Annotated in this window: 16 protein-coding genes; 9 read left to right on the top strand and 7 right to left on the bottom strand. The window is 75.3% G+C overall.

The window, feature by feature from the left end; translation table 11 throughout:
* Positions 1-11 precede the first annotated feature (11 nt).
* From ACFY2K_RS22915 to ACFY2K_RS22900, 4 genes are read left to right on the top strand one after another with little or no spacing between them, the layout of a single operon-like run.
* Positions 12-1,127, top strand: a complete 1,116-nt coding sequence (locus ACFY2K_RS22915; RefSeq protein WP_387713572.1) for an energy-coupling factor transporter transmembrane protein EcfT — start codon at positions 12-14, stop codon at positions 1,125-1,127.
* Positions 1,124-2,725 carry an ABC transporter ATP-binding protein gene (locus ACFY2K_RS22910; RefSeq protein ID WP_387713569.1) on the top strand — a complete coding sequence of 534 codons (1,602 nt, stop codon included), beginning with the start codon at positions 1,124-1,126 and terminating at the stop codon, positions 2,723-2,725. Before ACFY2K_RS22915 ends, ACFY2K_RS22910 begins: the two co-directional genes overlap by 4 nt.
* On the top strand, positions 2,722-3,558 hold the full coding sequence (locus ACFY2K_RS22905; RefSeq protein ID WP_380529475.1) for an ECF transporter S component: 837 nt from the start codon (positions 2,722-2,724) through the stop codon (positions 3,556-3,558). Before ACFY2K_RS22910 ends, ACFY2K_RS22905 begins: the two co-directional genes overlap by 4 nt.
* A 37-nt stretch (positions 3,559-3,595) precedes the next feature.
* Positions 3,596-4,249 (top strand): hypothetical protein, encoded by a 654-nt coding sequence (locus tag ACFY2K_RS22900; RefSeq protein ID WP_380644133.1) that lies wholly within the window; start codon positions 3,596-3,598, stop codon positions 4,247-4,249.
* A 25-nt stretch (positions 4,250-4,274) separates the two neighbouring features.
* Here the strand turns inward: ACFY2K_RS22900 and ACFY2K_RS22895 are convergent, their stop codons facing one another.
* Positions 4,275-4,736: a hypothetical protein gene (locus tag ACFY2K_RS22895; RefSeq protein ID WP_387713565.1), complete on the bottom strand. Its 462-nt coding sequence runs from the start codon at positions 4,734-4,736 to the stop codon at positions 4,275-4,277.
* A 130-nt stretch (positions 4,737-4,866) separates the two neighbouring features.
* On the opposite strand from ACFY2K_RS22895, the gene ACFY2K_RS22890 reads away from it, so the two are divergent.
* From ACFY2K_RS22890 to ACFY2K_RS22880, 3 genes are all read left to right on the top strand, one after another.
* A complete protein-coding gene (locus ACFY2K_RS22890) occupies positions 4,867-6,051 on the top strand; it encodes a tetratricopeptide repeat protein (RefSeq protein WP_380529481.1) in 1,185 nt (394 codons plus the stop codon).
* A 230-nt stretch (positions 6,052-6,281) separates the two neighbouring features.
* On the top strand, positions 6,282-9,107 hold the full coding sequence (locus tag ACFY2K_RS22885; RefSeq protein WP_387713562.1) for a glycoside hydrolase family 3 C-terminal domain-containing protein: 2,826 nt from the start codon (positions 6,282-6,284) through the stop codon (positions 9,105-9,107).
* A gap of 183 nt (positions 9,108-9,290) precedes the next feature.
* Positions 9,291-10,169: a LysR family transcriptional regulator gene (locus tag ACFY2K_RS22880; protein ID WP_387713559.1), complete on the top strand. Its 879-nt coding sequence runs from the start codon at positions 9,291-9,293 to the stop codon at positions 10,167-10,169.
* A gap of 131 nt (positions 10,170-10,300) precedes the next feature.
* Here the strand turns inward: ACFY2K_RS22880 and ACFY2K_RS22875 are convergent, their stop codons facing one another.
* Positions 10,301-10,627 carry an antibiotic biosynthesis monooxygenase gene (locus ACFY2K_RS22875; RefSeq protein WP_188303748.1) on the bottom strand — a complete coding sequence of 109 codons (327 nt, stop codon included), beginning with the start codon at positions 10,625-10,627 and terminating at the stop codon, positions 10,301-10,303.
* A gap of 153 nt (positions 10,628-10,780) precedes the next feature.
* Positions 10,781-11,191: a cupin domain-containing protein gene (locus ACFY2K_RS22870; protein WP_375887907.1), complete on the bottom strand. Its 411-nt coding sequence runs from the start codon at positions 11,189-11,191 to the stop codon at positions 10,781-10,783.
* A gap of 62 nt (positions 11,192-11,253) precedes the next feature.
* Here ACFY2K_RS22870 and ACFY2K_RS22865 point away from each other — a divergent pair, with 62 nt between their 5' ends.
* On the top strand, positions 11,254-11,730 hold the full coding sequence (locus tag ACFY2K_RS22865; protein ID WP_375887905.1) for a MarR family winged helix-turn-helix transcriptional regulator: 477 nt from the start codon (positions 11,254-11,256) through the stop codon (positions 11,728-11,730).
* Between the two features lie 27 nt (positions 11,731-11,757).
* Here the strand turns inward: ACFY2K_RS22865 and ACFY2K_RS22860 are convergent, their stop codons facing one another.
* Positions 11,758-13,842 carry a DHA2 family efflux MFS transporter permease subunit gene (locus tag ACFY2K_RS22860; RefSeq protein ID WP_387713555.1) on the bottom strand — a complete coding sequence of 695 codons (2,085 nt, stop codon included), beginning with the start codon at positions 13,840-13,842 and terminating at the stop codon, positions 11,758-11,760.
* Positions 13,843-14,141: 299 nt separating this feature from the next.
* On the opposite strand from ACFY2K_RS22860, the gene ACFY2K_RS22855 reads away from it, so the two are divergent.
* Complete coding sequence (locus ACFY2K_RS22855; RefSeq protein WP_380644138.1) at positions 14,142-15,278, top strand: peptidoglycan-binding protein; 1,137 nt, start codon at positions 14,142-14,144, stop codon at positions 15,276-15,278.
* Between the two features lie 75 nt (positions 15,279-15,353).
* Here ACFY2K_RS22855 and ACFY2K_RS22850 read toward each other — a convergent pair whose 3' ends face one another.
* The 3 genes from ACFY2K_RS22850 to ACFY2K_RS22840 all read right to left on the bottom strand — a co-directional run bounded on the left by ACFY2K_RS22850 (position 15,354) and on the right by ACFY2K_RS22840 (position 18,583).
* Positions 15,354-15,938 (bottom strand): TMEM165/GDT1 family protein, encoded by a 585-nt coding sequence (locus ACFY2K_RS22850; protein WP_380407709.1) that lies wholly within the window; start codon positions 15,936-15,938, stop codon positions 15,354-15,356.
* Between the two features lie 204 nt (positions 15,939-16,142).
* Positions 16,143-16,988 (bottom strand): ABC transporter permease, encoded by an 846-nt coding sequence (locus ACFY2K_RS22845; protein ID WP_380525229.1) that lies wholly within the window; start codon positions 16,986-16,988, stop codon positions 16,143-16,145.
* Complete coding sequence (locus ACFY2K_RS22840) at positions 16,967-18,583, bottom strand: dolichyl-phosphate-mannose--protein mannosyltransferase (protein WP_380594081.1); 1,617 nt, start codon at positions 18,581-18,583, stop codon at positions 16,967-16,969. The genes ACFY2K_RS22845 and ACFY2K_RS22840 overlap by 22 nt, the downstream gene beginning before the upstream one ends.
* Positions 18,584-18,748 lie beyond the last annotated feature (165 nt).

Raw genomic sequence — 18,748 nt, 5'->3', positions numbered from 1 at the left:
AGGACAGATCCGTGAGCAGCACCACCCGCAGCACCCGCAGCACCCGCCCGCCCGTCGGACCGCGCCAACTGCACCCCGGGGCCTGGTGGTTGTGGGCGCTCGGGCTCGGCGCGGCGGCGACCCGCACCACCAACCCGGTGCTCCTGCTGCTGCTCGCCGCGACCGCCGGGTACGTGGTCGCGGCGCGCCGCGGCGACGCGCCCTGGTCGCGTTCGTACGGGGCGTTCCTGCGCCTCGGACTGCTGGTGCTCGGCATCCGGCTGGCCTTCGCGGTGCTGCTCGGCTCCCCCGTCCCCGGCACCCACACGCTGTTCGGCCTGCCCGAAGTCCCGCTCCCCGCCTGGGCGCAGGGGGTGCGGATCGGCGGGCGGGTCACCCTCGAAGGCGTGCTCGCGGCACTGTACGACGGGCTGCGGCTGGCCACCCTGCTGGTCTGCGTCGGCGCCGCCAACTCGCTGGCCAGCCCCGCCCGGCTGCTGCGCGCCCTGCCCGGCGCGCTCTACGAGGCGGGCGTGGCCGTGGTGGTGGCGATGACCTTCGCGCCGAACCTGGTCGCCGACGTACGCCGGCTGCGCGCCGCCCGCCGCCTGCGCGGCCGCAGCGACCAGGGCGTCGCGGCCGTGCTGAGCGTCGGACTCCCCGTCCTGGAGGGCGCGTTGGAGCGCTCGATCGCCCTGGCCGCGGCGATGGACACCCGCGGCTTCGGCCGCACCGCCGACGTGCCGCGCCGACTGGCCCGGGTGACGGCCGCGCTCACCCTGGCCGGGCTGCTCGGGGTCTGCCTGGCCGCGTACGGACTGCTGACCGCCGGGGGCGCCGGCTGGGCGCCGCCGGTGCTGCTGCTGGGCCTGGCCGCCGCCTTCACCGGACTGCTGCTCGGCAACCGACGGTCCGTCAGATCTCGCTACCGGCCCGACCCGTGGGCGCTGCCGGAGTGGCTGACCGCCGGGTCCGGGGTCGCCGCCGCCGCCCTGTTCAGCTACCTCGCGACACGGGATCCGGCCGCCTTCGCCCCCACCGTCGTCCCGCCGACCGTCCCCGAGCTGCCGCTGGCCGCCGTCCTGGCCGTACTCCTCGGCCTGGTACCGACCTTCGCCGCCCCGACCCCGCCCCGGAGGGCATCGTGATCACCTTCGAGCAGGTCTCCGTCCGGTACACGGACTCCGCCGCCCCGGCGCTGGCGGGCGTCGACCTCACCGTGCCCGAGGGCGAACTCTGCCTGCTGGTGGGCCCCTCGGGCTCCGGCAAGTCCACCCTGCTGGGCACCGTCAGCGGCCTGGTGCCGCACTTCACCGGCGGGGTGCTGCACGGCCGGGTCACCGTCGGCGGCCGGGACACCCGCGAACACCGGCCGCGCGAACTCGCCGACCTGGTCGGCACCGTGGGTCAGGACCCGGCGGCGCACTTCGTCACCGACACCGTCGAGGACGAACTCGCCTACGGCATGGAGTCGCTGGGCCTGCCCGGCGACGTGATGCGGCGCCGGGTCGAGGAGACCCTCGACCTGCTCGGCCTCGCCGACCTGCGCGACCGCGCCCTGGGCTCGCTCTCCGGCGGCCAGCAGCAGCGCGTCGCGATCGGCTCGGTGCTCACCGTGCACCCGCGCGTCCTGGTCCTGGACGAGCCCACCTCGGCACTCGACCCGGGCGCCGCCGAGGAGGTGCTGGCCGTGCTGCAACGACTGGTGCACGACCTGGGCACCACCGTGCTGATGGCCGAACACCGGCTGGAGCGGGTCGTCCAGTACGCCGACCAGGTGCTGCTGCTGACCCCCGGCGGACCGCCCGTCCTGGGCGAACCCGCCGAGGTGATGGCGCACTCCCCCGTGCACCCGCCGGTGGTCGGCCTCGGCCGGCTCGTCGGCTGGCGGCCGCTGCCGCTGTCCGTCCGGGACGCCCGGCGCAAGGCCGCCGCGCTGCGCGCCGACCTGGACGGGCGCGCGCCCGGCGCCGTCACCGTTCCCGACGCCGCTCCGATCGCCGACTGCGCCCGCCTGGCCGTACGGCGCGGCCCGGTCCAGGCCCTGCGCGGGGTCGACCTGACGCTGCGCCCCGGCGAGATCGCCGCCCTGATGGGCCGCAACGGCGCCGGCAAGTCCACCCTGCTCGGCAGCCTGGTCGGCCTGCACGCCCCCGACTCCGGCCGCGTCACCGTCGGCGGCCGCACCCCGCACCGCACCCGCCCCGCCGAACTGATCCGGCAGGTCGGCCTCGTCCCCCAGGACCCGCGCGACCTGCTCTACGGGGAGAGCGTCGCCGCCGAGTGCGCCGCCGCGGACGCGGACGCCGGGGCCGCCGCGGGCACCTGCCGCACCCTGGTCGAACGCCTGCTGCCCGGCATCGACGGCACCGCCCACCCCCGGGACCTCTCCGAGGGCCAGCGGCTCACCCTCGCCCTCGCCGTCGTCCTCACCGCCAGGCCCCCGCTGCTGCTCCTGGACGAGCCGACCCGCGGCCTGGACTACGCCGCCAAGGCCCGGCTGGTCGAGATCCTGCGCGGGCTCGCGGCCGAGGGGCACGCCGTCCTGCTGGCCACCCACGACGTCGAGCTCGCCGCCGAACTCGCCCACCGCACCCTGATCCTGGCCGAGGGCGAGATCGTCGCCGACGGCCCGACCGCGGAGGTGGTGGTCTCCTCCCCCGCCTTCGCGCCGCAGGTCGCCAAGGTGCTGGCGCCCGGACCGTGGCTCACCGTCCGGCAGGTCACGGAGGCACTGAACGCATGAGCAGCCGACCCGTACCGCTCGGCCGCCGCTCCGTCGCGGCACTGTCCCTGGTCTCCCTGGTCGGCGTGACGGCCTTCGGCTGGCCGCTGCTCGCCTCCACCGGATCGGCCCTGGTCGGCCACTCCGCCGACGCGCCGTGGCTGTTCGCCCTGCTGCTGCCGCTGCTGCTGGCCGTCGTCATCGCGCAGATCTCCGAAGGCCGTACGGCGGGCGGCGGGGCGCCGGGCCTGGACGCCAAGTCCGTCGCCCTGCTGGGGGTGCTGGCGGCGGCCGGCGCCGCGCTGCGGCCGCTGGGGGCGGGGACGGCGGGCCTGGAGCCGATGTTCTTCCTGATGGTGCTGTCGGGGCGGGTCCTCGGCCCCGGCTTCGGCTTCGTCCTCGGCTCGCTGTCGATGTTCGCCTCCGCGCTGCTCACCGGCGGGGTCGGACCGTGGCTGCCGTTCCAGATGCTCGCCATGGGCTGGGTCTGCCTCGGCGCGGGCCTGCTGCCCGGCCCGGCCGCGCTGCGCGGCCGCCTCGAACTGCTGCTGCTCGCGGGGTACGGCGCCGTCTCCGCCGTCCTGTACGGCACGATCATGAACCTCCAGGGCTGGCCGTACATCGGCGGCCTGGCCGGCTCCATCTCCTTCCACCCCGGCGACCCGCTGTCCGCCAACCTGGTCCGCTTCGCCGCCTACTGCCTCACCACCTCCCTGGGCTGGGACCTCCCGCGCGCCGCCCTCACCGTCGTGCTCTGCCTCACCCTCGGCACCCCCGTCCTGCGCGCCCTGCGCCGCACCACCCGCCGGGCGGCCTTCGACGCCCCCGTCGACTTCCGGCCGCCGCTAGGGTGACCGTTCGAAGCGTCCGCCAGAACGGGAGTCCACCCCAGTGTCCGCAGAATCCCCCGGCTACGAGGCCGACTCCGACACCGAGACCGACACCGACCAGGACGACGATCCCTGGATCACCGCGTACTGCCCCGTCGACCCCGAACTGGCCGCCCGGCTGGTGGCGATGGCGGACCTCGACTGGACGGACGGCGACGTCGGCGAACGCGCGATGACCGACGCCGGCTGGCACTCCACCGGCGACCACCTCGGCGAGCTGAACGAGAAGGCCTGCACACCGGCGGGCCACCTCGCGTACGGCGACGACTGCCTCTTCCTGCCCTTCGCCTACGAGTACTACGTGCACCCCGACGGCGGGATGGCCGAGGACTTCTGGGGCACCCTCCCCGGCTGGCGGAGCAGCACCGACCAGGAGACCGACACCTTCACCGAGCAACTGGACGCCGTCGCCGCCCGGTTCACCACCCTGCTCGGCCCGCCCGACCACGACGTCAGCCACGAACGGCGACCGCACTCCGGCAGCGTCCGGCGCTACCGCGTCTGGCGCCGCGGCGACAACGCCCTGGTGGTGGCCCCGGGCCTGGACCCCTTCTCGTACTCCCAGTTCGAGCACGCCTTCGTCCAGATCCGCCCCCTCCCGGCGGCGGCGCCGCTGCCGCCCGCCGAGGAACTGGTCGACTTCTTCACCTGGTAGTCCTCCCGGCCTGCGCCAGTAGCACTCAGCGGTCCGGAGCTCCCCAGTCCAGGGCGGACCGGGCCAGGGCGGCGAGCCCGAGCGCGGCCGGGAGTTCGACGAGGAACGCCATCGCGAGGGCGGTGTACCAGGCGCCGCCGCCCTCGGCGGTCATCACGTCGAACCAGGCGTCGAGGAGGAGCAGGGTGGCGGCTGCGGCGGCGGCCAGGGCGGTCAGGCGTGAGCGCCGGACGAGCAGCCTGGCGGTGGCGATCAGGCCGGCGACCTGGAGGACGTCCATGCCGATCCACACCGTGGACCAGTTCCTGACCTCGGCCTGCCCTCGGGTGGCCGACCCGAGGACCAGGATCCAGGCGAAGAGCAGGACCGAGACGGCGATCAGCGCCCCGCCCAGGAGCGTGCGGGAGCGCTCCGCCGTCGGGTGTGCCGATCCCAGGCGGTCGAGCGCCGCCCGCACCGGCCGACCGTCCCCCGTTGTCGTTCTCATGATCGAGAATCTACCCACCCCCTCGCGGGACCCGGCGGGCGGTGCCCGGGGCCGGAACCGCACCGCCCGGGGGCGACGCCCCGGCGCCCCGCTACCATCGCCCGGTCGTGATCGACGGAGGGGGTACGACGTGGGACTGATCCAGCACTGGCGGGACTCCAAGGCGCAGGAGCTGCACCGGGAGGGCATCCGCCTGCTCAACCGGGGGCGCGCGCGGGACGCGGAGCCCGTGGCGCGCGAGGCGGTCCGCATCCGCTCGAAGGTCTTCGGCCCGGACGATGCCACCACCCTGGCGAGCCGGGTGGTGTGGGCGCGCGCACTCGGCGGCCTCCAGCGTCATGCCGAGGCGGAGGCCGAGCTGCGCGAGGTGCTGCGGCTGGCGCCCGACCCGACCGCCCGGGGCGAGCTCGTCCGCTGGGCCCGGCTGGGGCTCGCCCAGGTCCAGGTGCGGACGGGACGGGCCGAGGAGGCGCGGGCCGAGGCGGCCCTCCTCCTGGAACTCACCGGTCGGGCCGACGTCGAGTACACCCGCGCCGCGCTGGCGATCGAGGCCGCGGCACTCAGCACGCTCGGCCGCCACGCCGAGGCGGTCACGCGCTGGACGGAGCTGGAGGCGGCCGCCACCGCCACCGCGGGCGGGGGCAGTCCCCAGGCGCTCAAGGCCCGGTCCGACCGGACCCAGGCACTCGTCTACCTGGGCCGCTTCCAGGAGGCCGAGGCGCAGGCCCGGGCGCTGATGGACGTCGCGGCCTCGGGCGGTCCCGGTGGCGTGCTGCTCGGGATGGCCGCGCGGAACGCCCTGGTGCTCTCGCTGACGGCCCGCGGCCGGGCGGTCGAGGCCGAGGCCGAGGCCCGCACCGCCGTCGGACACGCGGCGGGCATCGCGGGCCTGGACGCCCGCTTCCTCCTCACCGCCCGGCTCGGCCTGGCCCGCGCCCTGAACGCGCAGGGCCGCCACGACGAAGCGCTGTCGGCGCTCCGCCCCGCGCTCGAACACACCACGCCGGACCCCGTCGGCGAGGAGGAACTGGAGGCCGCGCTCCACCTCGTCGCGGCGGTCACCCTGCTCGGGCTGGGGCAGGACGCGGCGCCGTCCCTGGAGAAGTCCTCGGAGCTCTGCCGGCGCACGCTCGGGCCGAACCACCACCGCGCCCTGGAGGTCGGCACGCTCCGGGGCCGGGTCCTCGCCGCCCAGGGCCGCCTGCCGGAGGCCCGCGAGGTCCTCCGGACCAACGCCGCCGCCTGGCAGGAGCACTTCGGCGAGGGCCACCCGAGGACGCGGGCGGCGCAGCAGGCCCTGGCCGAACTGGGCTGACCCCGCCCCAGCCCCCGCCGCGACACCGCCGCCCGCCCCCCGGGGGGGCGGGCGGCGGCGCGCGCACCGCCCGGCGCGCGCACCGGACATACCCGACACGCCCCGGCGCGCCACCTGCCGTACGGGGCCGAACCACCGTAGATTTGACGGATCGTCACTTTTTAGGCCCGCCCGGCCGTCCACGACTCCGTCGATCGGTGGTGGTTGCCCTGCGACGTCCCTCCCTGCGGATGCGAATCCTCCGGCTCGGCCTCGGTGGCTGCCTGCTGGCCGCCGCCACGGCCGGCAACGCCGCGGCCGCGCCGGGCGAGCGCCCGAAGGACGGGCCCGGATCGCCGGAGCAGCGGATCGAGAGCCTCCTCGCCCAGCTGACCACCGACGAGAAGGTCACTCTGCTGCGCGGCCGGGACGCCCCCGCCGGGGTGGACTCCGTCGGCTACGTCGCGGGCGTGCCCCGGCTCGGCATCCCTCCGCTGCTGCTGACGGACGGCCCGGCCGGCGTCCGGGACGGCCGCCCGGCGACCGCGCTGCCCGCACCCGTCGCGCTGGCCGCCGCCTTCGACCCGGCGCTGGCCACCCGGTACGGCGACGTGCTGGGCCGGGAGACCCGGGCGCGCGGCTACCAGGTGCTGTACGCGCCCATGGTGAACATCGTCCGGACCCCTCAGGGCGGGCGGAACTTCGAGACGCTGGGCGAGGACCCGTACCTCGCCGGGCGGCTCGCCACCGCCGAGGTGCGCGGCATCCAGGCGCAGCGCGTCGCCGCGCAGGTCAAGCACTTCGCGGCCAACAACCAGGAGGACAACCGCCAGTCGTACGGCTCGGACGTGGACGAGCGCACCCTGGCCGAGATCGAGCTGCCCGCCTTCCGGGCGGCGGTGCGGGAGGGCCGGGCCTGGTCGGCGATGTGCGGCTACAACCCGGTGAACGGCGTCTGGGCGTGCGAGAACTTCCCGCTGCTGCGCGACGTGCTCAAGGGCCGCTGGGGCTTCGACGGGGTGGTCGGCTCCGACTACCCGGCCACCCACTCCGCCGTCAACGCCGCCGCCGGCGGGCTGGACCAGGAGTTCGGCGGTTCGAGCTACTTCGCCGACCTGCCCGCCGCCGCGGCGGACGGCCGGCTCGCCCCGGCCCTGCTGGACGACCAGGTCCGCCGGGTGCTGCGGCTGATGGCGCGCACGGGAGCGCTCGACGGCGTCCAGGCGCCCCCGGTCGACCCGGCCGCCGGAGCGCGCGACGCCCGGACCGCCGCCGCCGCCGGAACGGTTCTGCTGCGCAACGAGGGGTCCGCCCTGCCGCTGGACGCCGCCCGGCTCAAGTCCGTCGCCGTGATCGGCCCCTGGGCGGACCGCGCCTACACCGGTGGCGGCGGCTCCTCGCACGTCACCCCGTACGCCGAGCACACGGTGACGCCCCGCCAGGGCATCGCGGCCCGGGTCGGCCCGAACACGGAGGTGCGCCACGACCCCGGCGACGACCCGGCCGCGGCGGCCGCGGCGGCCACCGGGGCGGACGTCGCGGTGGTGGTGGTCGGCGACCAGGAGACCGAGGGCGCCGACCGCGGCTCGCTGAACCTCACCGCGGCGGACGACGCGCTGATCCGGGCCGTCGCCCGGGCCAACCCGCGCACCGTGGTGGTGCTGAACACCGGCGGCCCGGTCACCATGCCGTGGCTGGACGCGGTACCCGCCGTGGTCGAGGCCTGGTACCCGGGCGAGCAGAGCGGCGCCGCGCTCGCCGACGTGCTGTTCGGCGACGTCGACCCGGCCGGGCGACTGCCCGTCACCTTCCCGACCTCCGCCGACGCCACCCCGATCCGGGACGCCGCCCAGTACCCGGGCACGGACGGCACCTACCACTACACCGAGCGCCTCGGCGTCGGCTACCGCTGGTACGACGCGAGCGGCACCGCCCCGCTGTTCCCCTTCGGCCACGGCCTCTCGTACACCACCTTCGACTACGGCGGCCTCACCGTGACCGGCCCCGACCAGGCCGGCCGGGTCCGGGTCGGCTTCGACGTCGCCAACCGGGGCCGCCGGACCGGCACCGAGGTGCCCCAGCTGTACCTGACCTTCCCGGCCACGGCCGGCGAACCCCCGCAGCAGCTGAAGGCCTTCGACAAGGTCACCCTGGCGCCCGGCGCCTCGACCCACGTGGACCTGCTGCTGGACCGCTCCGCCTTCGCCGTCTGGGACGAGGGCGTGCACGGCTGGGGCGTCCCCGGCGGTCGGTACGGCCTCACCGTCGGCTCGTCCTCCCGCGCACCCCGACTGCGGGGCGGCGTCGACACCCCCGCGTCCCCCGCCGTCTCCACCTGGTCCGGGCGGATCACCGGCTCCGACGGCGCCTGCCTGGACGCCTCGGCCGCCGCCGGGGACGCCGGCCGGCCGCTGGAGGCGACGGACTGCTCGGGCGTGGCCGCCCAGGACGCCACCGTCGGCTCGGACGGCAGCGTCGGCGTCCTGGACGGCTGCCTCACCCCGGCCGGCTCCGCCGACGGCGCCGCCGTGCTCCTGCGGGACTGCACCCGGACCGCCGACCAGGAATGGCGCAGGGGCCCGGACTCCTCGCTGCTGAACCCGTCGACCGGCCGCTGCCTGAGCGGCGCGGACGGCCGACTGCTGCTGCAGCCCTGCGGGACGACCGCAAAACAGCGCTGGACCACGCCCAGCCCCAGCGGGCCGCTGACCGGCATCGACGGGCAGTGCACGGACGTCGACGGGGCGTCCACCGTCAACGGCACCGCCGTCCAGCTCTACCGCTGCAACTCCACCGGCGCCCAGGACTGGACCGTCCACCAGGACGGCTCGCTCCGCGCCCTCGGCAAGTGCCTGGACGTCACCAACGGCAGCACCGCCGCCGGCACCCCCGTCCAGCTCTACGACTGCAACGGCACCGCCGCCCAGAGCTGGTACCCGCGCCCGGACGGCACCCTGCTCAACCCGGGCTCCCGCCGCTGCCTGGACGCCCGGGGCGGCGGCAGCGCCGACGGGACCAGGCTCGAACTCTGGGACTGCACGGGCGGCACCAACCAGCTCTGGAAACCGCCCGCCTGACCGGTACCCGCTCCACCGGTGATTGCGCACGCGGCGTTCGGAATGCCCGAACGCCGCCGTACGCTGTCCCGCAACACCGGCAGGATCATCGCGAACACCTCAACACGAGCCGCAGCACGCACCACGAGCGGGCCGAGCGGGCCCGCCACCGCACGCGGGCGTTCGGGGGAACCGGAGAAACCAGTGGAACTTCGTCAGTTGCGCGTCTTCGAGGCCGTGGCCACCCACCGCACCGTCACCGCCGCGGCCGTGGCGCTCGACCTGGCCCCCTCCTCGGTGTCCGAGCAGATCCGCACCCTCGAACACAGCCTGGACACCGAGCTGTTCGACCGCGCCCCGCGCGGAACCAGGCTCACCGCGGCCGGCGAGCGGCTGCTGCCCTGGGCGCGCACACTGCTCGACCAGGCCGAACAGGCCCGCCGCGAGGTGGTCGCCGACCGCGCCCGGCTGCGGCTCGGCGCGCTGGAGACGATAGCCGCGACCCACGTCCCGGCCGTGCTGGCCCGGCTCGCCGAACGCCGCCCCGGCCTGGACGTCGCGCTGCACACCGACACCGCCCGGGACGCGCTGCTCGGCGGCGTCGCGGCCGGGGCACTGGAGGCCGCCCTCATCCTGGACACCGCCGGACCGCTCGGCGACCTCGGCTTCTACCTGCCGCCCGCCCCGCTCGACCACCTCGACCTCCAGGACGTCTCGCTCGCCCTGGTCGCCGCCCCCGCCCACCCGCTCGGCGGCGCCGCCGCCCTCACCCGCGAGGACCTGCGCGGCCAACGCCTGCTGGTGAACACCCCGGCCTGCTCCTTCCGGCTGGCCGGCGAGCGCCTGCTCGGCCACGCCGTCGAACGCGTCCCCACCGGCGGCGTCGCCGTCACCCGCGCCTGCGCCGAACAGGGCCTCGGCATCGCCCTGCTCCCCGACTTCGCCGTCCGGGAGCCCCTCGCCTCCGGCGCCCTCGTCCGCCTCCCCCTCGCTCCCCCGCCCCTGCACCTCCGCCTGGTGTGGCGGGCCGACCGCGAGACCGTCCCCGGCCTGCGCGCGGCCCTGTACGCCGCCGCGGCCTGAACTCCCCCACACCACAAGCCCGTTCATCGCACACCCGGTCGGCCCGGACGGCATCGCCCGGCCCCTCGAACGCCGGACGGCGCACCCCGGAACCCCGGGGCGCGCCGTCCGCCTCCTACCAGCCCGCCGAATCAGGCCTTCGGGCCCGCCGACTGCACGACCTCGAAGGACCACAGCGTGGACCCGGAGGCGGCCGGCCGCTTCGGCGCCTCGCCGCCCTCACCGCCACCACGGTGGGCCGCCTGCATCGGGCCCTCCATCCACGCCTTGAAGTCCTCCTCGCTGCGCCAGCGGGTGTAGACCAGGTACTGGTCGGTCCCCTCGACCGGACGCAGCAGTTCGAACCACTCGAAGCCGTCGGAGTTCTCCACCGCACCGGCCCGCGAGGCGAAGCGCTGCTCCAGCACCTCGCGCTGCTCGGCGGGCACCGTCAGTACGTTGATCTTGACGACGGACATGCCGCTCCTCACTGATCCGCCGGGGCCCGTACGGCCGTCGGCTCGGTTGCTCCCGAGCAGTCTGCTACACCTCACACCCCGCCGGTCGGGCGCTGCGGGCCCGGGGGCCGCCGGGGCGGGGCGGGGGCAGGGGGCGGGGCTCCGGCTTCCGGCTCAGGCGATCCAGGCCGGGAGGAGGCGGTCGGCGTCGCGCGGGGCGAGGGCGCAGGCGCCTTCGGGGGTGCGGGCGTCGGGGTTGTAGGCGTGGGAGGGGGACGGGGAGGCGACGAGGGCGGTGAAGCCCTCGGCGGTGGTGATGCGGCGGGGCACGTCGGCGGGGAGGGCGAGGGTGTCGCCGGCGGCGACCGTCAGGGTCTCGCCCGCGAGGTCGACCTCGGCCGAGCCGGCCAGCAGGGTCCAGATCTGCTCGGTGTCCATGGCGTGCAGCGGGCCCTGCCGGTCGGCGGGCATCTCGACCCGCCACTGGGCGAGGGCGGTCGCACCCTGGGTGGGTGAGGCAAGGGTGGTCATGACGGCGTTCGGGGTCTCGGTGCGACGGGCGTCGGCGGAGCGGATCACGGGCATGGTGAAGGAACCCCCTAAGATGGACAATGTCGTTGTCTATATGGTCAATGAGGTTGTCTATCGTGTCAAGCGAACCCGCCCCGCCCGGCTTCGAGCTGCCGCTGCGCCTGCTGCTGGCCTTCCGCACGATCATCGACGAACTGCACGAGCGGATCGCCCGCGAAGGGCACCCGGACCTGCGCCCGATGCACGGCTTCGTCTTCCAGGCGATCGGCCCCCGGGGCACCACCGCCGTCGAACTCGGCCGCCGGCTCGGCGTCTCCAAGCAGGCCGCGGGCAAGACCGTCGAGACCCTGGAACAGCTCGGCTACGTCGAGCGCGGCAGCGACCCGGCCGACGCCCGCCGCAAGGTGGTCCGGCTCACCGAGCGGGGCGTGGACTGCCTGGTCCGCTCGGCGCGGATCTTCGAGGAACTGCGCACCGAGTGGTCCGCCGCCCTCGGCGAGGAGGAACTCCGCCGGATCGAGGACGGTCTGCGGCTGCTCGCCCCCGGGGACCCGTTCCGGCTCGACACCCCGCGCTGGTTCGGCAGCCCGTGAGGAACGCCGCACCAGCGCTGGGGACGGCTAGAACGACCGCCCCTCCCCCCGGTACGGCGGCTGCGGCCCGGTCGGCGGATCCGGCCGGTCCCGCCGGTCGGCGCAGAGCGTGGAGCTGAGCCGGGTGAGGAGTGCGGCGAGGTCCTCGTACTGCCGCTCGTCCCAGTCCCCCAGCAGTTCCGCGAGCTGGGTGCGCCGGGCCGCGACCAGCCGCAGCGCCGCCTCCTCCCCCGGCTCGGTGAGCCGCAGCGGCAGGCCGCCGGTGCGGGCGGCGAGGCCGCGGCCCTCCACCTCCCGGACGGCCTCCTCGACGACCGAGACCGGGACGACCCGCCGCTCGGCCAGTTCGGCGGGCTCCACCGAACCGTGGTGGTGCATCTGCAGGAGGAGCCAGCTGGAGGCGGGCCGCAGGTCGAGCCCGGCGGTGGCGGTGATCCGCCGGAAGAGGTCGCGCCGGGCCTCCCGGGTGCCCAGGACGGACAGCGCGCGGGCGATCTCGTCCAGGGAGGAGCGCTCGACCGGGTTGATCCCGATCGACTCGCTGAGGTCGGGCGCGGTCACCGTGGAGCGCAGCTTCTGCTCGCGCAGGAACAGCGACAGCACGAAGGCGACCGCCGCGACGGGCACCGCGTACAGGAACACCCGGGTGATCGACTCGGCGTAGGCGTGGTGGACGCCGGCCTGGAGGGCGGCGGGCAGCCGGGTGATCAGGCGCGGGTCGGCGGTGATCGCCTCCACCCGGAAGCCCGGCGGCAGCGGCTGCCCGGCCAGGGCGTCGGCGAGCCGGGAGCGCAGGCCGCTGGCGAAGACCGTCCCGAAGATGGAGACGCCGAAGGAGGCGCCGATGGAGCGGAAGAAGGTGGCGCCGGCGGTGGCCACCCCGAGGTCCTGGTAGCCGACCGAGTTCTGCACGATCAGCACCAGTACCTGCATCACCAGGCCCAGCCCGAGGCCGAAGACCAGGAAGTAGAGGCTCATCTCGGCGGTGCCGCTGTGCTCGTCGAGCCGGGAGAGCAGCAGCAGGCCGACCGTGGTGACGGCCGTCCCGGCGATCGGGAAGGCCCGGTAGTGGCCGGTGCGGGCGACGATCTGGCCGGAGCCGATCGAGGTGAGCAGCATCCCGAGGACCATCGGCAGCATGTGGATGCCGGACATGGTGGGCGAGACCTGCTGGACCACCTGGAGGAAGGTCGGCAGGTAGGTGAGGGCGCCGAACATCGCGAAGCCGACCACGAAGGAGATCACCGCGACCAGGCTGAACGTCCGTGAGCGGAACAGCCGCAGCGGCAGGACGGGCTCGGCGGCCGAGCGCTCCACCTGGACGAAGACGAGCAGCAGCGCCAGTCCGAGCACGCCCAGGCCGACGACCTGCCAGGAGCTCCAGGCCCAGGTGGTGCCGCCGAGCGAGGTCATCAGCACCAGGCAGGTGGCGACGGCGGCGATCAGCGCGGTGCCGAGGTAGTCGATCCGGTGCTCGCGCCGGGCCTCCGTGCCGTGCAGCACCGCCGCGATCACCACCAGGGCGACCGCGCCGATCGGCAGGTTGACGTAGAACACCCAGCGCCAGCTGAGGTGGTCGACGAACAGCCCGCCGAGCAGCGGCCCGAGGACGCTGGTGACGCCGAAGACGGCGCCGAAGAGGCCCTGGTACCTGCCGCGGTCCCGGGGGGCGACGAGGTCGCCGACGATCGCCTGGGAGAGCACCATCAGGCCGCCGCCGCCGAGGCCCTGGAGAGCGCGGAAGGCGATCAACTCGCCCATGTTCTGGGCGATTCCGCAGAGCACCGAGCCGATCAGGAAGATCACGATGGAGGCCTGGAAGAACCGCTTCCGGCCGTACATGTCGCCGAGCTTGCCCCAGAGCGGGGTGGCGGCGGTGGAGGCCAGCAGGTAGGCGGTGACCACCCAGGAGAGGTGGTCCAGGCCGCCGAGGTCGCTGACGATGGTGGGCAGCGCGGTGGAGACGATGGTCTGGTCGAGGGCGGCGAGCAGCATCGCCAGCAGCAGGGCCCCGATCGGCACCCAGAGGTTGGCGGCGGTGACCTCGGGCGGGCCGGGCGGGCCGGGCGGGTGCGCCGGGCTCCGCCCGCTCGCGGCGCGCGGCTCCGTCATGACGTCTCCACAGGCGGCATGGCCTCTCCGTCGGGTCGCGGGGCCGGACGACCGGACGCCCAGGTGGATGATCACTCCCCGTTCCCCATGCTGGCAGATATGTCCCGTTATGCTCCGCCGGGTTGAGCCGAACGTAAGCACCGGACCCGTCGTGGGCGTTCCGGCGGTTTCCCCCGGGGCCAACCACCACCAACCGGCACAACACCCCCGCCGGGGGCCGGACGCCCCTGTCCCCCCTCCGGGACGTCCTGCATAATCAGGCCCGATCGCGAGACCCGAGAACCGAGGAGGACCGGCCGATGCCGGACCAGCACTGCCCGACGTGCGGCACCGCACGCTCCACCGGGTGCAGCTGCCTCCCCGACCGGAGCCTCGACGAGACCACCGTCCTCCCGCACCTGGAGGGCCCGCCGCTGGTCCGCCCGTACGTGCCGCAGGCGCCCGAGCAGGTCGCCGACGAGCCGCCGCTGACGGCCGACCCGTTCGCGACCACCGTGCTGCCCCCGGTCGCGCCGGCACAGCCTGCACAGCCTGCACAGCCGATGAGGCATCCGGTGCAGCAGGCCCAGCACGCACAGCAGATGCAGCCGCCGGCCACGCCCCCGCTCGGGCCGGACGCGGACGCCTACGCGACGACCGTCCTGCCGCCCGTCCCGGGCCCCGCACCGGACGCGTACGGCAACGGCGCCACCACCGTCCTGCCCGCGGTCCCGCCGGCCGGACGGCCCGGCCCGGACGCGTCCGGGGACGAGCTCGGCTACTTCCCGTTCGACAGCGGGGCCCCCGGGCCCGACTCCGCCCCCACCGGCGGACGGGCCGCGCGCCGGGCCGCCGAGCAGTCCGAGCGCGGCCCCCTCGCCGGGCGCAAGGGCCTGATCGCGGGCGTCGGCGCCGGACTGCTGGCGCTCACCGTCGGCCTCGCGTACGCCGTGACGCCGTCCTCCGAGCCGACCCGTCGGGCCGAACCGGCGCCCACCACCTCGCTCGCCCCCGCCCCGGTGGAGCCGCCGACCGTGGCCGCCCCGGCGCCCAGCGACCCCACGCCGACCCCCGAGACGCCCAGCCCGAGCGCCACCCGGTCGGCCAGACCGAGCCCCACCAGGACCCCCACCCCCACGCCGACACCCACTCCGACCCCCACCCCGACACCGACGCCGACCCCCACGCCGACGCCCACCCCGACGCCCACGCCCACCCCGTCGCAGACCCCGCGGCTGCTCCAGATGGGAATGAGCGGGCCCGACGTCAAGGCGATGCAGCAACTGCTCGTCGGCGCCGGGTGCGGATTCGTCGACAAGTCGCTCGTCACCGGCACCTTCGACTGGTGGACCCAGACGACGCTGCAGGACTACCAGCGGCAGAACCGGATCAAGGGCGAGAACGGCGTCTACGGCCCCAAGACCCAGGCCGCCCTCACCGCCGACCCCGGCTGCTGAGCGGGGCCGGGCGGGAGGCGGCCGCGCCGTCGGCCGGTCCCACCTCCGGCCACCCGCACCACCTGCTGACCGGCGTCAGCCGGTGATCGCCCCGAAGATGCTGACCCCGGCCAGCACCACCATGATCGCCGCCGCCACCCGGACGATCAGCTTCATCGGCACGTACTTGAGCAGCTTCTGCCCGCCCACGATGGCGATCCCGCCGACCGCGCAGAGCGCCAGCCAGGAGCCCAGGCCGACGGCCAGCGGGTCGGCGTACTTGGCGGCCAGGTTGGCGGTCATGATCTGGGTCAGGTCGCCGAACTCGGCGACCGCGACGACCGCGAAGCTGGTCCCGGCCACCTTCCAGAAGCGGTTCGAGGACGGCTCCTTGGCCGCGTGCCCCTCCTCGTCCTCACCGCCGTGGAACAGCAGCATCGCCGCGCCGACCAGGAACAGCGCTCCGGTGACGCCCTCCACCCAGCGGTGCGGCAGCAGCGAGAGCAGGTGCCCGGCGGCCAGCGCCAGCACCACCTGGAGCAGCATGGCGGCGGCGACGCCCGCGAAGACGTAGCTCGCCCGGTACTTGGTGCCGAGCACCAGGCTGGCCAGCGCGGTCTTGTCCGGCAGCTCGGCCAGGAAGATGATGCCGAACGTCAACGCGGCAACGGTCAAACTCATCGGAGGAACCCCTCGGTCGGCTGTCCGGCCTCCGCAGGTCCGTCAGGGGACGCTTCGGCCCGACAGCACTGGAAATGGTCACAGCACTGCGGCCGAAGGTCTCGCCGGCAGCCGCCATTCGAGCGGTGCCCCGGGCGCCGGGCCCCTGGGGGCCAGTATGTCGACGGTCCGGTGGAGGGCTACTCCCCTTCAACGCGCTCCAGCCTACCCGACGCCGTGGCCGCCCGGCCCGGCGTCGGCCGTCACCAGACCCCGCCCGACCAGCTCCAGCACCACCACGACCGCCACCGACTCCACCGCCAGCAGCCCGATCAGCACGAACAGCTGCACCGCGCCCGCCTGCACCGGCGAGGCGCCGCCGAGCAGCATCCCCACGAAGGCGCCGGGCAGGGTGACCAGGCCGACGGTGCGGGTCTGGTCCAGCGCCGGGACCAGCGAGGTCGCGGCCGCCGTACGGCAGATCTCCAGCCGGGCGTCCCGCTCCTCGAAGCCCAGCGCCAGCGCCGCCTCCACCTCGCCGCGCCGCTGCCGCAGCTCGTCCAGGGCGCGCCGGCCGGCGAGCGAGGTCGCGGTGAGCCCGCCGCCGATCAGGATGCCCGCGACCGGGATCACCGACAGGCCCTTGAGCGGCAGCAGCCCGACGGCCAGCAGCAGGGCCAGCACCGGCAGCACCCCGGCGCCGATCGGGGCCGCCGCCCAGACCCAGCCGGGGCCCGGGGTCATCCGCCGGCCCGCGGTGCGCACCGCGACCGTGAACATCAGCAGCACGAACAGCGCCGACCACCAGAGCGAGGCGACCACCCAGCTGATCACCGCGGCGACGGCGGCCAGCTGGACGACCGCCCGCAGTCCGGCCCGCGCCACCGCCCGCCCGTGGCCGAGCAGACCCCGGCCGGCCACCGCCACGGCGGCCAGCAGCAGCACCGCGGTGACCACCCCGAGCACCGGGGTGACCGGCAGCAGCTGCCCGGCGCCGGACGCCGCCAGCGGTACGGGTGCCGACGGCGGCGACCACGGGGACAGCGGCATCAGATCCAGCTGGTGAACCACATCCGGTCCTGCCAGGACGACATCGGGATCACCTCCGCCGTGTACAGCGGGTAGAAGAAGGCGAAGCAGCCGACGATCGCGAGCACGATCAGCCCGGCCCCGATCGCCCCGTACCGGCGGCGCTGGGGGCTGCAGCCCACCGGGCCGAGGATCGCACCGAGCATCTGGGCGACGGCCAGGCACAGGAACGGCACCAGCACGACCATGTAGAAGGAGAAGATCGTCCGCTCCTGGTACTGGAACCAGGGCAGGTAGATCCCGGCCACCGCGCACAGCACGGCGCCCGAGCGCCAGTCCCGGCGGAAGAACCAGCGCCACAGCAGGTAGACCAGCGCGAAGCAGGCCGCCCACCACAGGAACGGGGTGCCCAGGCCCAGGATCTGCGCCGCGCAGCCACCGGGGGCGGTGCAGCCGCGCGACCCGGTCGGCACCTGTTCCCAGTACATCGAGACCGGGCGGCCGTCGACCAGCCAGGCGAAGGGGTTGGACTGGTAGGTGTGCGGGGTGCTCAGGCCGGTGTTGAAGTCGTACATCTGCGAGTGGTAGTGCCACAGGCTGCGCAGCGGCGCGGGCACCCAGGTCATCGGGACCTGCGGCAGCGGGATGCCGAAGGCGTGGTCCGGGGAGAGCCCGGCGCGGCCGTCCGCCCAGTGCCGGTCGTAGCCGCCCCCGCCGTTCGCACCGCCGGCCAGCCAGCCGCTCCAGGCGCCGACGTACACCACCACGGCCGAGCCGACCATGGCGAGGAGGGCGGGTACGGCGTCCCGGCGCAGCATCGAGCGCCAGGGGTGGCGGGCGCCGGCGGCGCGGCGGCCGGACTGGTCCCAGAGCACGGTCAGGACGCCGAAGGCGGCGAGGATCGGGGCGCCGTTCCACTTGACGGCGCAGGCGGCGCCGATGAGCACCCCGGCGGCGATCCGCCAGGGGCGCCACCCGAGCCGCACCCCGTCGCCGTCGGTGACCCCGGCGAGCCGGGCGCGGACGTGGTCGCGGTCGATCAGCAGGGCGCCGAAGGAGGCGAGCACGAAGAACATCTGGATGCCGTCGAGCAGGCCGACCCGGCTCATCACCAGCTGGAGGCCGTCGACGGCCATCAGCAGGGCGGCGGTGCAGCCGACCAGGGTGGAGCCGAAGAGCCTGCGGCCGATCCGGGCCAGCATCAGCACGGTGAGGGTGCCGAGCAGTGCGGTCATGAACCGCCAGCCGAAGGGGTGCAGTCCGAACAGCTGCTCGCCGACCGCCATCACCCACTTGCCGAGCGGCGGGTGGGCGATGAACTCGGGCGCGGAGCTGAGCGGGACGGACTGCGGGACGGCCAGGATGTCGGCGTTGGCGTGGTCGGGCCAGGTGCCCTCGAAGCCCTGCTGGAGCAGGGACCAGGCGTCCTTGGGGTAGTACGTCTCGTCGAAGACGAAGGCGTTGGGGTAGCCGAGGTTCCAGAACCGCAGCAGGCCGGCGAAGAGCGCGACGCCGATCGGGCCGAGCCAGCCGGAACGGTCGGCCGCCCAGCGCAGCAGGCCGCGCGGGGCCGGTGCCGGGTCCGGTTCGGCGGTGGCCTGGACCGCCGGGGGGTGCGTGAGCGCCGCTTGCGTCATAGCCTCGCCGATTCGCCTGTCTGCGGGGCCCTGGGGGTTGCTGCACCGGGCCCGGGTCTGCTGCCCCGGCCGGGGCCGGGCGGTCAACAGCCACTGACACTATGTGGCGGTGCCCGGGAAGCCAAGCGCGACGGGCGCCGACCAGGTGACCTGGTCGGCGCCCGT

The sequence above is a fragment of the Kitasatospora sp. NPDC001309 genome, from assembly GCF_042896295.1.
Classification (GTDB): domain Bacteria; phylum Actinomycetota; class Actinomycetes; order Streptomycetales; family Streptomycetaceae; genus Kitasatospora.
The sequence above is the reverse complement of the archived record's forward strand: the minus strand, read 5'-3'. Positions and strand labels throughout refer to the sequence as shown.

Bases quoted from the DNA above. Each gene is read 5' to 3' on its own strand.
- ACFY2K_RS22905 (WP_380529475.1), top strand. From the start codon at position 2,722: ATGAGCAGCCGACCCGTACCGCTCGGCCGCCGCTCCGTCGCGGCACTG.
- ACFY2K_RS22895 (WP_387713565.1), bottom strand. From the start codon at position 4,736: ATGAGAACGACAACGGGGGACGGTCGGCCGGTGCGGGCGGCGCTCGAC.
- ACFY2K_RS22885 (WP_387713562.1), top strand. From the start codon at position 6,282: ATGCGAATCCTCCGGCTCGGCCTCGGTGGCTGCCTGCTGGCCGCCGCC.
- ACFY2K_RS22875 (WP_188303748.1), bottom strand. From the start codon at position 10,627: ATGTCCGTCGTCAAGATCAACGTACTGACGGTGCCCGCCGAGCAGCGC.
- ACFY2K_RS22870 (WP_375887907.1), bottom strand. From the start codon at position 11,191: ATGCCCGTGATCCGCTCCGCCGACGCCCGTCGCACCGAGACCCCGAAC.
- ACFY2K_RS22860 (WP_387713555.1), bottom strand. From the start codon at position 13,842: ATGACGGAGCCGCGCGCCGCGAGCGGGCGGAGCCCGGCGCACCCGCCC.
- ACFY2K_RS22855 (WP_380644138.1), top strand. From the start codon at position 14,142: ATGCCGGACCAGCACTGCCCGACGTGCGGCACCGCACGCTCCACCGGG.
- ACFY2K_RS22850 (WP_380407709.1), bottom strand. From the start codon at position 15,938: ATGAGTTTGACCGTTGCCGCGTTGACGTTCGGCATCATCTTCCTGGCC.
- ACFY2K_RS22840 (WP_380594081.1), bottom strand. From the start codon at position 18,583: ATGACGCAAGCGGCGCTCACGCACCCCCCGGCGGTCCAGGCCACCGCC.